Origin of the sequence: Corallococcus sp. bb12-1 (assembly GCF_026626765.1) — a bacterium.
Classification (GTDB): Bacteria; Myxococcota; Myxococcia; order Myxococcales; family Myxococcaceae; genus Corallococcus; species Corallococcus terminator.
Genome location: NZ_JAPNJZ010000008.1, coordinates 22040 through 36390, shown reverse-complemented (window position 1 = coordinate 36390; position 14351 = coordinate 22040). Strand labels below are relative to the sequence as shown.

Genomic DNA, 14351 nt, shown 5'->3' with positions numbered 1-14351 from the left:
ACGAGAGAGAGCGGGAGTGATGGATACGCGCACGGTCTTCGAGAAGGTGTGGAACGCAGAGCTGTCGCCCGAGGAGGCGCTCCGGTTGCTGCGCTCGACGACGGCGCGGTGGCCCCTGGGGGATGGGCAGCAGGCGCTCTGGCTCGCGCATGCGCTCGCGCCCGGAGGCGCGAGTTACAACATCCCTCTCGCGCAGTACGTGCGGCCCGGGGCGGACCTGGTGGCCCTGCGGCGCGCGTTGGATTCGGTGGTCCGGCGACACCCCGTGCTCGCGTCCACCTTCGTGGAGGAGCAGGGCACCGCCTTCCAGTGCGCACCCGGTGAGCCCGCGCCCGTGGCCTGGACGGAGGTGGACGCGGAGGGGCTGGAGGACGCGGCGCTCGTGGCCCGGGCGCGGGAGCAGGGCCGGCTTCCCTTCGAGCTGGAAGCGGGGCCCGTGCTCCGGGTGACCCTCTTTCGCAGGTCGACGCGGCCCTCGCTCCTGCTCACGTGCGTGCACCACCTCTGCTTCGACGGCGTCTCCCTGGGACTGCTGCTGCGCCATTGGATGGAGGCGTACGCGGGGCGCCCGGCGCCGCTCGCGGCGGAGCCCGTCGGCGCCTACGCGGAGTTCGTCGCGCACGAGGAGGCGTTCTCGCGTTCGCCCGCGGGCCTCGCCGCGGAGGCGTTCTGGCGAGCCCGGCTCGAAGGCGGACTGCCGACGCTGGAGCTTCCCATCGCACGGCCCAGGCGGGGCCCCACGCTCCGGGGCGACACCGTGGTGCATGCGCTGGACGCGGCGATGGGGGCGCGCGTGCGCGCGTGCGCGAGCCGGAGGGGCATGACCCCCTTCACGCTCTTCCTGGCGGCCTACCAGGTGCTGCTGTCCAGGTACTCGGGACAGCGCCGGATCGCGGTCGCGGTCCCCATGGAGGGCCGGCCCACGCCGCGCTTCGACGAGGTGATTGGTTACTTCGTCCGGGTCCTTCCGCTGGTGGGCGAGGTTCGCGAGGAGTCCTCCGTCGCCGGGTTCCTCGCGCAGGTCCATGATGGGGTGATGGAGGCGCTGCGCCACGGCGACCATCCGCTCTTCACGCTCGCCCGCCAGATGCGGGTCTCCCCCACGCCGGCCGTGGGGCTCTACTTCCAGAGCTGGACGCGGGACCTGGACGTGCAGGCCGAAGGCTCGCCGCTGGGGCCGCCCCTGCTCGACGTCCAGCAGGAAGGGGAGCTGGGCCTCATCCTGGAGGTGCTCGAGTTGCCCACGGGCTTCCGGCTGCGGTGGAAGCACGACCCGGACGTCATGCCCCGGGATGGCGTCGAGCGGCTGGCGCGGCACTTCGCCGGGCTCCTGGAGCAGGTGGTCGACGCGGATGACGCGCGGCGGGTGGGCGAGCTGCAACTGCTGCTGCCCGAAGAGCGCGCGCTCCTGCTCGGAGACTGGAATCGCACGCGGACGGACCGGGAGCCCGCTGGCACATGGGTGGAGCGGTTCTCGGCCCAGGCGCGGAGGTCACCGGAGCGGGTGGCCGTGCGCTCGGGCGAGCACACGCGCACGTACCGGGAGCTGGAGGAACGCTCGGATGCGCTGGCGCTCGCGCTGCGGGAGCGGGGCGTGGAGAAGGGGAGCCTCGTGGGGGTGCTCATCCCCCGCACGGTGGAGCTGCCCGGCGTGCTGCTCGGCGTGCTGAAGGCGGGGGCGGCCTACGTGCCGTTGGATCCCATCTATCCGCCCGAGCGGCTCGAGGCCATGCTCACCGACGCGCGGGTCCGCGCGGTGGTGACGGACCTGGCCGCGTTCGGCACCCACCCCGCGCTGCGCGATGTGGCCGTGAAGGTGGATGCGGCGGCGACGGGACGGGCCGGCGCGCGGCTCGCGCCGGAGCACGCTCCGGGCCCTGACGGCGCGGCCTACGTCATCTACACCTCCGGCTCCACCGGCGCGCCGAAGGGCGTCCGCGTCCTGCACCGCAACCTCGCCAACTTCACGGACTCCATGCTGCGCGAACCGGGGCTGTCCGCCGAGGACACGGTGCTCGCGGTGACGACCGTCTGCTTCGACATCGCCGTGCTGGAGCTGCTCGTGCCACTGGCCGCGGGGGCCTGTGTCGAAGTGGTGCCTACCGAGGTCTGCCGCGATGGCGTGCGGCTGTGTGAATGGCTGGAGCGCTCGGCGGCCACGGTGATGCAGGCCACGCCCGCCACCTGGCGGATGTTGCTGAGCGCGGGCTGGAGCGGGCGGAGACTCTCGAAGCTCTTCTGTGGCGGTGAACCGCTGCCCCCCGAACTGGCGCTGACGCTCCAGGGCCGCTGCGACGCCTTGTACAACCTGTACGGCCCCACCGAGACGACGGTGTGGTCCACGCTCAAGCGCATCCACGGGGCGGAGGTCTCCATCGGCCGGCCTATCGACAACACCTTCGTGTACATCCTGGACGACGCCGGTCGTCCCGTCCCGGTCGGCGTCCCCGGGGAGCTGTGCATTGGCGGCGCGGGCGTGGCGGACGGCTACCTGCGCCAGCCGGAGCTGACGGCCGAGCGGTTCGTCCCCAATCCCTTTCATTCGGAGCGCTGGCCCACGATGTACCGGACCGGAGACGTCGCGCGCTTTCGCGAGGACGGGGAGCTGGAGTGCCTGGGCCGGCGCGATGGTCAGGTGAAGATCCGCGGCTTCCGGGTGGAGCTCTCGGAGATCGAGGTCACCCTGCGCGCCCGGTTGACGGGGCTCGACGCGGCCGTCGTGGTGTCGCGCAAGACGGCCCAGGGGAGTGATCAGCTCGTGGCCTTCCTCGTCTGCGCGCCGGGCGTCACTCTGCCGGCCGAGGCGCAGTCAAGGTCCGTGCTGGGACGCTGGCTGCCGGAGTACATGGTGCCCTCGCGCTTCCTCCAGCTCACCCACCTCCCCCTGACGGCCAACAACAAGGTGGACCGCAAGGCGCTGGCGGTGACCCCACTGGAGCTGCTCTCCGCCCGCCTGGGGACAGGGACCGTGGCGGACACGTCTTCCGGGCGCTCCGTCCCCGACGCGACCCTGTCGCCCCTGGAGCGTTCCCTCCGCGACGTGGTCGCCAGGGTGCTCGAGTGCGAGCCCCAGTACGTGGACGTCCATGAGACGTTTGGAGCCCTGGGGCTCGACTCCGTGGGTTTCACCCGCCTGGGGGTACAGCTCAAGCGGGAGCTGGGCCGCGGCGTCAACCCGGCGCTCTTCTTCCAGTACTCCAGCGTGTCGGCCCTGGCGGCCCACTTGTCCACGCAGTCGCCCACGGAAGCTCCCGACGGCGCCCGCGCCGAACTCTCCGCCGCGCGGGAGCAGGAGGCCGTGGCCGTCGTGGGCCTCGCGGGTCGGTTCCCTGGCGCGGAGGACCTCGACGCTTTCTGGGCGCGGTTGTTCGAAGGGAACGATTGCATCCAGGACGTCCCGCGCGAGCGCTGGGACTTCCGGTCGCTGCCCGAGGGTGAGCACGCCCGCCACGGCGGCTTCCTGAAGGACGTGGACTGCTTCGACGCGCCGTTCTTCGGAGTGTCGCCGCGCGAAGCCGCGCAGATGGATCCGCAACAGCGGCTCTTCCTGGAGACGGCCTGGGCCGCGCTGGAGAACGCGGGCATCCACCCGGAAGCGCTGCGCGGGGGGCGCACAGGCGTCTTCGTGGGGGTGAGTGGCGCGGACTTCCTCGGCTCGGCGGCGGAGCGCTCCCTGGAAGGTCATACGCTGACGGGCTTGGCGCGAAGCATCCTCGCCAATCGGCTTTCGTTCCTGCTGGACTTGCATGGTCCGAGCGAACCGGTGGACACCGCGTGCTCAAGCTCCCTGGTCGCGCTCCACCGCGCCCTCATGGCCATGCGGCAGGGCGAATGCGACAGCGCGCTCGTCGGGGGCGTGAACCTCATCCTCGGCCCCTTCGCGCATCTGGCGGCGCGCAAGACGGGGATGATGAGCCCGGATGGGCGCTGCAAGCCGTTTGATGCCTCGGCCAACGGGTACGTGCGAAGCGAGGGGGTGGGGTGTCTGGTGCTGCGCCGGCTGTCGGACGCGCTCCGGGACGGAGACCACATCTGGGCTGTCCTCGCGGCCAGCGCGGAGAACCACGGGGGGCGCTCCAACTCGCTCACGGCGCCCAATGGCACCGCCCAGGCCGACGTGGTGGCCACCGCGCTGCGGCGCGCCGGATGGGATCCCCGGACGGTGGGCTACATCGAGACGCATGGGACCGGCACGGCGCTCGGAGATCCCATCGAAGTGGAGGGACTCAAGAGCGCCTTCTCGACCGTCCTCGCCGAGCGTGGCGACACGGCCCCGGTGGACCCCTGGTGCGCGCTGGGCTCGGTGAAGGGCAACATCGGCCACCTGGAGGCCGCCGCGGGCCTCGCCGGGGTGTTCAAGGCCATCCTCTGCGTCCGTGAGGGCGTGCTGCCCTCCCTGGTCCACTTCCGCGCGCGCAACCCCCACATCGAACTGGACGGCAGTCCCTTCCGTCTGCACTCCACCCGTGAGACGTGGTCGCGGTCGGCGCAGGCGCCCCGCAGGGCGGGCGTGAGCTCCTTCGGCATGGGCGGCTCCAACGCCCATGTGCTCGTGGAGGAGGCGCCCCTCTGCCTCCTGCCTCCGGACGTGGAGCAGGACGCCATGGACCACCTCTTCACCTTCTCCGCGCGTGAGCCGGAGACGCTGAACGCGCTCCTGGAGCGCCATCGTGCGTTCGTCTCCGGGGCCTCGCGCGCACCTGGCTGGATGGCCCGCTACGCGCGGACGCTCCAACTGGGGCGCGCGTCACATCGCGAGCGCGTGGCGGTGGTGGCCCGGACGGCGGAGGAGCTCGCCGCTTCGCTCGGTGCGTTGCTGCGCGGCGAGACGCCACCGGGCGGGGTGAGGGGAAGCCTGTCCTCCGGGGCCCGGACGCGCATCGTCCCCACCGCGGACACGCGGAGCCAGGGGCGTGACGCGCTCATGGCCCTGGCGGCGTCCTGGGTGCGCGGCGCCGACATCGAGTGGGCCGCGCTCCTCCCGGTCCCGCTGCCTCGCCGACTCCCAGTGCCCTCTTATCCCTTCGCGAAGGTCCGCTACCCCCTGGCGTCCGTCCAGGGCGCGACCGCCCAGGAGCTGCCCGCCATCACCGCCGTGTCCGACAGCCATTTCCGCGTGCGCTTGTCCGGCGAGGAGTCCTTCCTCGTGGATCACCGCGCCGAGGGACAGCCCATCCTCCCCGGGGTGGTTCACCTGGCGCTGGCGCTGCGCTGCGTGGACGCGCTCCGTCCGGGCACGGGGGTGCGCGACGTCCTGTGGTCCCACCCCGTGATGGGCGGGGGGCCGCGAGAGCTCGAGCTCCACCTCCAGAGGGAGGCGGCGTCGACAGGCTTCGAACTCGCCAGCGCGGAGGGACAGGATGGCCCCCGGCGTTCGCACAGCCAGGGTCGGGTGGAGCCGCTTGCCGGGAGCGACGTGGCGCACGCCCTCGAACTGGACCCCATCCGGGAGCGGTGCGGGACCCCGGTGGACGTGGAGGCCGCCTACGCGACCTTCGAGTCGCACCGCTTCGTCTACGGTCCCTCGCTCCGCGTCCTGCGCGGGCTGTCGGTCGGGCCCGGCGAGGCCCTGGCCAGGCTCGAGGTGCCAAGCGCGGCCTCCGCTGGCGTGGGTGGCTCCACGCCCTTCATCGCCCTGCTGGATGGCGCGCTCCAGGTCGCGAGCGTCCTCCTGGGCCTGCAGGCGCGGGAGCAGGACACGCTGTCGCTCCCCTTCGCCCTGGAGCGCCTGATGCTCCACGACGAGCTTCCGCGGGAGGTCCTGGTCCACGTGCGAGAGCGGCCGGAGCGTCAGGCCTCGGGCATCCGCAAGCTGGACCTGGACCTGGCGGATCCCACAGGCCGGGTGTGCGTCGCGCTGCGGGGCTTCACGACCCGGGCCCGCCCGAGCAGGGCTCCGGACGCCCCCACCGAGGCCACCGAACGCGTGGTGCTCGTGCCGAGATGGCAGGCGGTCCGGGAACCAGCGCGAGCAGCCGCCCCCCGCGAGGTGCTGCTCATCACATCGAACGAATCACTCGCGAGGGCGTTCGCGTCCTCCGGGCCCACCACGGTCGTCCTTCCGGGCGAGCACTTCGCGCAGCTCGGCCCCCGGCGCTTCCGCGTGAACCTGGGCGAGCCGGAGGGATTCCGGCGGCTGCTCGAGTTGGCGGACGCGCAGGGGCTGGGCGCCGAGCACCTGCTGTACGCGGTGGACGCCGGAGGCTCGCGGGACGAGGCCGGAGCCGCCCGGACGGCGCTCCTCGGCCTCATCCACCTGGGGCAGGCGCTGATCCATCGCAAGCCGGGGGGGCCGTGCAAGGTCCTGGTGGTGGGGTGGAGCACGCCCGGTGACACGCTGGACGTCGCGGCCGCCGTGCACCGGGGACTCATGGGCTTCGCCCAGAGCGTCGTGCGCGAGAGCGACGCGCTGCGGATGCGCGGGGTGTGGTGGGAGGGCCTCGCGGAGGATGGCGCCTCGGCGGAGGTGCTGCGCTCGGAACTCGGCGCCACGGAGCGTGGCTTCGCGGACGTGCGCTACGCGGCGGGAGCGCGTGAGGAGCGGCGTCTGTCGCGCGGAGTCCTCCCGGAGCACGCGCGCTTCCCATTGGAAGGGACGTGCCTCATCACCGGCATCCCGGGGGCACTGGCCAGTCAGGCGGCGTTGCACCTGGCCGAACGGGGCGCTCGTCGCTTCGCCCTCCTCGGCCGCCGCGCGGAGGATCCGAAGGTCCGGGCGCTGGTGGCCGCGCTCGCAGCGAAGGGCGTGGAGGCGCGGTATTTCCAGGCCGACCTGGGCGTGGACACGGAGGTGGCCGCCGCCGTGCGCTCCATCCATCAGGGCCTGGGCCCCCTCCGCGCGGTGGTGCACGCAGCCGGGGTGCTCGACGATGGGTATCTGGCCACGAGGACGGCCTCGCGGGTCGCGGGAGTGCTCGCCCCCAAGGTGGACGGCGTGCTCCACCTGGAGCGCGCGCTCGCCGGAGAGCCGCTCGAACTCTTCGCGCTCTTCGGCTCCACGTCGGGGGCGCTCGGCAACCCGGGGCAGGGCGACTACGCGTTCGCCAACGCTTTCCTGGAGGGCTTCGCGGCCGGACGCGAAGCGCTGCGCCGCCGCGGGCTGCGCCAGGGCCGCACGGTCTGCATCGCGTGGCCCTATTGGAATGACGGGGGCATGCGTCTGCCGCCCCCGGTGCGCGAAGGGCTCCAGCGACAGGCCGGCATCGTGCCGCTGGGTTCGCGCGAGGGGCTGGACGCGTTCGAACGGTTGGTGGGGATGGATGAGCCGCAGCCGGTGCTGTTCTCGGCGCACGCGCAGCGGCTGCTGTCCTTCCTGGAACAGGCGGGCGTGATGGCGGGGACCCCCGTGCCCCACGAACCCGGATCAAGAGGAGAGTCCATGGAGCGGAACGTCCCGGTGGCGTCTGGGCGCGGGCACGAAGCGTCGTCCCTGCGCAACGCCCTGTTGGAGCACTTGCGGCGGATGGTCTCCGAGGCCACGCGCCTGGCCCCGCATGCGCTGCGGGACGATGGACCCCTCCAGGATTACGGCGTGGATTCGGTCATGACGCTCGAGCTCCATTCCAGGCTGGAGCCCCAGTTCGGCTCGCTCCCCAAGACGCTGATCTTCGAACACCCGAGCCTCGAACAGCTCACCGCGCACCTGCTCGAGACGCGCCTGGACGCCGTGACGAAGCTGCTGGCGCCCCGGAGCCAGGCCCAGGCGTCGCCAGCGTCCACCCCCGCGTCCGTGTCCGCGCCTCCCCAGGCGACGACGCCCCAGGTGCCGGCGGTGAGGCCGTCAGGCGTGGACCCCCGGCCCGCGTCACGGCCGGAGACGTCCGAGCGGATGGACATCGCCATCGTGGGGGTCGCGGGCCGCTATCCCCAGGCGCCCACGCTGGAGGCCTTCTGGGAGAACCTGTCCAACGGCCGGGACTGCATCGAGGAGATCCCCGCGGGGCGCTGGGACTACCGGGATGACTTCGACCCCGAGAGGCGGCGCTCGGGCAGCAGCCGCAGCAAGTGGGGAGGCTTCGTCGAGGACGTGGACCGCTTTGATCCGCTCTTCTTCAACATCACGCCCTTCGAGGCCCAGTTCCTGGATCCCCAGGAGCGGCTCTTCCTCCAGACGGTCTGGCATTCGCTGGAGGATGCGGGCTACACGCGCGCCCAGCTCAAAACCGAGCGTGTGGGCGTCTATGTGGGCGTCATGTGGGGCCAGTACCAACTGTATGGCCATGGCCGGGACACCTCGGGAGGCATGGTCACCCCCGCGTCCTCCTACGCGTCCATCGCGAACCGCGTCTCCTATACCTTCAACTTCCAGGGGCCCAGCATCGCCCTGGACACGATGTGCTCCTCGTCGCTCACCGCGCTGCATCTGGCCTGTGAGGACCTGCGAAGGGGGGCGACGGACATGGCGGTCGCCGGAGGCGTCAACGTCTCCGTGCACCCGGCCAAATATGTCTTCCTGAGCCAGACGGGCTTCGCCTCCACGGACGGCCGCTGCCGCAGCTTCGGGGATGGGGGCGACGGGTACGTGCCAGGCGAGGGCGTGGGGGCCGTGCTCCTCAAGCCCCTGTGGAAGGCGCAACGGGACGGAGATCGGATCCACGCCGTCATCCGCGCGACGACCATCAACCACGGGGGACGCGGCAACGGCTACACGGTGCCCAACCCCACCGCGCAGTCGGCCCTCATCCGCTCCGCGTTGGAGCAGGCCGGGGTGTCCGCGTCCGCCCTGTCCTACGTGGAGGCGCATGGGACGGGGACCGCGCTGGGGGACCCCATCGAGATCCGGGGGCTGTCGCGGGCGTTCGGGCAGGAGGAGAACAGGCAGGCGCCGTGCGCCATCGGCTCCATCAAGTCCAACATCGGCCACCTGGAGTCGGCGGCGGGCATCGCGGCGCTCACCAAGGTGCTGTTGCAGATGCGCCACCGCAAGCTCGTGCCTTCGCTGCACAGCGAGCCGCCGAACAGGAACATCGACTTCGCGGCCTCGGGGTTCCGCGTCCAGCGGACGTACGAGGATTGGACGGCCCCGCGTCTGCTCGCAGCCATCTCGTCCTTCGGTGCCGGAGGGGCGAACGCGCACGTCATCCTCGAGGAGTTCCGCGCTCCGGCGCGTCCTGCGCACGGCGCCGCGCCAGGACCCGAACTGCTCGTGCTCTCGGCGAGGAACCGGGAGCGGCTGCTGGAGCATGCGCAGGGCCTGGAGCGGCAGCTCGCCCGGTGGGAGCATCCCGCGGCCGCCGCGTCGCCCGTCGCCGCCGCGGGGGCGCGGTGGGTGGAAGAGGCGCTCCTGGAGGTGCTCGGCCTGGAAGGGTCGGGCCACGTCCTGGCGTCGGAGACGTTGGAGGAACTCGGGCTGGATGCCGCGAGCCTGGTGCGCCTGGGGGAGGTGCTCGAGGCGCGCTCGGGCCGCCCGCTCCCCGCCGACCTGCTGGGGCTGCACCGCTCGGTGCGCGAGGTGGCCGGCCTGTTGTCGCCTCCCGGCGGCGCGACAACTCCGGCCGTCGAAGAGACGTCGGAGGACGTGGCGGCGGCGTTCATGGACCTGGCCTTCACCCTGCAAACGGGGCGGGAGGCGCAGGAAACGCGCCTGGCGGTGATCGCGTCCTCGCCCGCGGAGGCCCTCGCGGTGCTGCGCGGTTGGCGGGAGGGCAAGTCCCACCCGAACCTCTTCGAGGGGGACCTGCGGCAGGGCCCGAGCCGGGCGTCCGCGCTGTTCCAGGGGGAGGAGGGGCGGCAGTTCCTCCAACGGCTCCTGGCGAACCAGCGGCTGAATGAGCTGGGGCTCGCGTGGACCGAGGGCGCGGAGCTGGACTGGCGCCAACTGGCGCGGCCCTTCCAGGCGCGGAGGACGGGGGCGCCGCTCTATCCCTTCGCGCGGGAGCGGTGCTGGGTGCCCTTCGCGGCGCGCAAGGTCGTGACGCGACGCTTCGTCCGGCCCCTGCTCCATGACCTGGACCCCCGGCGCAGCGCGGGTGAGGGGCTCGTGCTTCGCGGTTCGCTGCGGGCGTCCTCGCCGTGGGTCCGCGCGTGCGTGCTGGAGGACGGGACGCGCGCCCCGGTGGGCGCGCTGCTCGAACTGCTGGCCGAGGCCTTCGAGCAGGTGAGCGACCAGCGGCCGGTGATGCGGGAGCTCCGCATCCTGGAGCCCCTGGGGTTGGAAGAGGCGGACACGGTCTGCGAGGTGGTGCTGAAGACGGCGTCCGAGGGCGGCTGGACCGCCTTCATCGAGTCCTCGCACGAGGGTCGGCGGACGCGCCACCTGACGGTGTTCCTGGAGGAGGGGGGCTCCGAACCGCCGGCCCATGTCTCGCTGGACGAGGCGCGGCAAGGGGCGGAGCTCCTCGATGCGGAGTCCTGGTACGCCCAACTGGAGGTCCAGGGTGTCAGGGCGCGTGGACCGGGGCGGCTGGTCACCCGCGCGGCCCTCGGCGAGGCGCGGGTGCTGCTCGACTACGAGGCTCCGAAGGGGTTCGAAGCCGACCTGGAGGCCTTCATCCTCCACCCGTTCGTGATGGATCTGATCCAGCAGGCGGCGCGGATGCTCTCGCCGGAGCCGCTCGGGGTGGCGGGGCTGGCGCGGCTTGAGCTCGAAGGGGCGCTGCCTCCGGCGGGCCAGCTCCTCGTCCAGAGGGACGCGGAGGGGCGCTTCGATGCGTTCGTGGCGGATCCGGAGGGTCGGTGCGTATCGCGACTCACGGGGCTGCGCCTGGAGGCGCGAGCGGATGGAATCTCACGCTTCTTCCAGGTGCCGCGGTGGAGGCCGCTGCGGGAGTCCGTTCCCCTGACGGCGGAGCTGTTCCGCCGGGTGGCCCTCCTGTCCTTCGACGCGCAGGACGCGCTGGCCGAGCACCTTGCTCACGCGTTCGCGGGCACGGAGCTCACCCACGTGCGGTTGTCGGCGGAGCAGGCCAGGGGCGGCGTGGAGGCGCTGCTTTCCTTCCTTGAGCCCCTGCGTGGCGCGGATGCCGTGTACCTGCTCTGTGGGGCGGAACTCCAGCCGGTGGAGTCCCGGGATGCCGCCGCCACGGCAAGCGCACTGCGCCTGCTGGCCGGGCCGGTGCTCGCGCTGCTTCGCACGGTGGCATCGGGGGGCGGTGTGCCCACGAAGCTCGTGGCCGTCACCCACCGCGTGTTCGATGTGACGGGCGAGGAGCCGCTCCAGCCCGTGGGGGGCGTCCTGGTGGGCCTGCTCAAGAGCGCGGCCCGCGAGTCCCCCCACGTGTCCGTGTCCGTGCTGGACCTGGACCTGGGCGCGGTACCCGTTCAGGCGCCAGCGCTGGCCGAGGCCGCGCGGGTCCTCGCGGGAATGCGCCCTGGCCCTTCGCCACGGGAGTTCGCCCTTCGCTCCAACAGGCTCTTCGAGAGGGTGCTGCATCCTCTTTCGTTGCCCGCCCCTTCCGCGTCGGAGGGACGGCTTCGCGGGTCGGGCACCTACGTCATCGTGGGCGGCCTTGGCAACGTGGGCTTCAAGTTGGCGCGCTACCTCGCCAGCCGCTACCAGGCGCGCGTCGCGTTGGTGGGCCGGCGCGCCGAAACCCAGGACATTCGTGAGCGCCTCCAGGAACTCGAGTCCGCGGGGGGCAAGGGGCTCTACGTGAGCGCGGACGTGGCGGACGCCGCCCAACTGCGCGACGCACTGGCGCGCGTCAGGCTCCGCTTCGGTTCCATCCAGGGGGTGTTTCATTCGGCCATGCACTTCAACCCCACGCGGACCGTGGAGCTGACCGAGCAGGTGTTGCTGGAGCACCTGTCCTCCAAGGTGATGGGCTCCGTCGCCCTGTTCGAGGCGTGCGCTGCCGAACCCCTGGACATGCTCGTCTACTTCTCCTCCGGTGAGTCCTTCACGGGCAACGCCCTCTGGGGAAGCTACGCCGCCGGCTCGGCCTTCGAGGATGCCTTCGCGCACCTCATCCAGCCGCGTGCGCCATTCCCGGTGTCGGTCATCAACTGGGGATTCTGGGACGGGGAGCTGGGTGATTTCGGCCACGTCCTGCGTGCGCGTGGCATCCAGCCCCTCGGGACGCAGGAGGGGATGGATGCCCTGGAGCGCGTCCTGGCCCATCGCGTCCCGCAGGTGCTCGCGCTCGACGTCAAGGACGCCATCCTGGAGCGGATGGGGGTGGACTTCAGCCGGCGCTACACGCTCCCGCCGCCAACGGCCCGCGCGGGCGCCAGCACCCTGCGTCCCCAGGCGTTCCTCGAGACGCTGTCGTTCGATGAGCTGGGGGGCTCGGAGTCAGCACGGGGTCGGGAGGACCGGCCGACCGTGCCTGGGGCAACGGCGCCCCGAGCGCGGCCGTTGCCCCTCCCGGCCGCCGGGGCTCCGGCCTCCCCCGCGACTGTCCCGCTCGAGCGCCGCGCGGAGGCGTGGGTGCGCGACGTCTTCTCCACCACCCTCAAGATCCGCGCCGCGGAAGTCCTGCCTGGCAAGAGCTTCACGGACTACGGCGCGGACTCCCTGGTCATCACGGAAGTCCACAAGACCTTCGAGAAGCACCTCGGGAAGCTTCCGGCCACGTTCCTGCTGGAGAACGACTCCGTGACGGCGGCCACCACCTTCCTGCTCACCCACCACCGCGAGGTGCTCGAGCAGGCCCTGGGTGGGGGGCGAACCCCGGAGCCGGGCACGCCGGCCCGGCCGGCGGAGCCTTCCCCGCGACCAGGATCCTCCCGCGAGGCGAGTCCCCCGGCCTCGGTCCGGGACCCGGCTCCGCGCGGCGCGCCCCTGTTGATCGCGGCTCCGGGGGCGGAGGCCCTGGGCTCCTATCTGCGCGCCTATGGCAGCACCTGGAAGGATGGCTCGCTGCGCGCCGAACAGGAGCGCGCCCGGACGCGGCCGGCCTCCCGGCAGGTGGCGTCGGAGTCCGCCCTGCGCCACTGCGTGGTGGAGGTCGAACCCGGTGCGCACATCGAGGCCTTCCTCGCGGGGGCAGGCAGTCCCGTGCTGCTCATTCCGCCCATTGGGTTGACGGCGCCTGTCTGGCTTTCGCAGTTCGAGCACTGGTCGCGCACGCACCAGCTCATCGTCTTGCACCCCCCGGGGTATGGCTTGAGCACGCCGCAGAAGGATGTCTCCTCGGCATCCATGGTCCGGCTGTTCCTGGGCGCCCTGTCCGCGCTGGGCCTTCCCGGACCGCTGCATGTGGTGGGCTCCTGCTTCGGCGGTGTGGCGGCGCAGTACCTGTCCGCGCACCACCCCGAGCGCGTCTTGTCTTTGACGCTGGTGGGCGCCTTCTACCGGAACTTCGGTCTTCCAGACATGCCCATCGAGGCGCTGTCCATCGACCAGATGGTCGAGGCCACCCGGATGGTGGGGGCCTCCATCCAGCGGGACTTCGACACGGTGGCGTCCCCCATGGACGCCCAGGCCGCCGCGAGCTTGGCGGGGCCCCGGGAACTGCTCCTCCAGAGCCAATGCTCGCCGCCCGTGCAGGTGATGCGCTACATCGCGGAGATCCTGCGCTTCGAGGGCATGAAGGACCTGGGCCTCATCCAGGCGCCCACCCTCTGTATTTCCGGGACATTGGACACCATCGTCGCCCCGGAGATGTCGCGAATCATCGCAAGCACTGTCCCAAGGGGGCGCCTGGTGACGATTGACGGCGCAGGTCATTACCCCTATCTGACCCACGATGATGCCTTTTCGCCCAGGGTGCTGGAGCACCTGCGGGAGGTCGACAAGGCATCCTCGGGCATGGGCACTCCCCTCGATGGGGGTCATCAAGTGAGGCAGCATGTCGCAAGCGGAACGTGAGGAGCGGGGCAGGCTGACGCGTCAGACCAGCGTCAAAGACTTTCGTGACTTCTATTGGTTGAAGGAGGAGTTGCTAGTCTTCTGCCGTGAGCAGGACCTGTCGACCGTGGGTGGAAAGCGGGAGGTCGCGGAACGCATCGAGCACTACTTGCGGACGGGCCAGCATCTGGCGCCGCAGGTCTCCCGTGAGAAGGAGACGGATGCGGCGTGGCGCGTGAACAACGCGTCGTCCCAGGAGTTCTCGTTGAAGACCCAGGCCCCCAAGGGCTTCCGCTGCACCCAGGAGATCCGCGTCTTCTTCGAGCAGCACCTGGGCAAGACCTTCCGCTTCACCGTCACGCTCCAGCGGTTCATCAAGGATCATCCCGGCGTCACGTTCGAGGAGATCATGAAGGAGTGGACGCGGCAGGAGAGTACGAAGAAGGCGGGGGAGTGGCGACCGGAGATCGCGCCGCAATTCGAGTTCAACCGATTCACCCGGGACTTCTTCGCGGACCCGCTCAACAAGGGCAAGACACGGCAGGACTGTCAGGAAGCCTGGAAGCGCACGCGCGAAGGCCGGGGTGAAAAGAAATACGTACCCAACGAGACGTGAGCCCCC

Annotated in this window: 2 protein-coding genes; both read left to right on the top strand. The window is 71.6% G+C overall.

Annotated elements, in window-relative coordinates; all coding sequences use genetic code 11:
• The first annotated feature begins 19 nt into the window (after positions 1–19).
• Positions 20–13750 (top strand): non-ribosomal peptide synthetase, encoded by a 13731-nt coding sequence (locus tag OV208_RS13835; protein WP_267574308.1) that lies wholly within the window; start codon positions 20–22, stop codon positions 13748–13750.
• Positions 13731–14345, top strand: coding sequence for a DUF6434 domain-containing protein (locus OV208_RS13830; protein WP_267574307.1), 615 nt, complete (start codon positions 13731–13733; stop codon positions 14343–14345). The genes OV208_RS13835 and OV208_RS13830 overlap by 20 nt, the downstream gene beginning before the upstream one ends.
• The last annotated feature ends 6 nt before the right edge of the window (positions 14346–14351 follow it).

What these genes read in the sequence shown, in the direction of transcription:
- OV208_RS13835 (WP_267574308.1), top strand. Translation starts at nt 20, where the DNA reads ATGGATACGCGCACGGTCTTCGAGAAGGTGTGGAACGCAGAGCTGTCG.
- OV208_RS13830 (WP_267574307.1), top strand. Translation starts at nt 13,731, where the DNA reads ATGTCGCAAGCGGAACGTGAGGAGCGGGGCAGGCTGACGCGTCAGACC.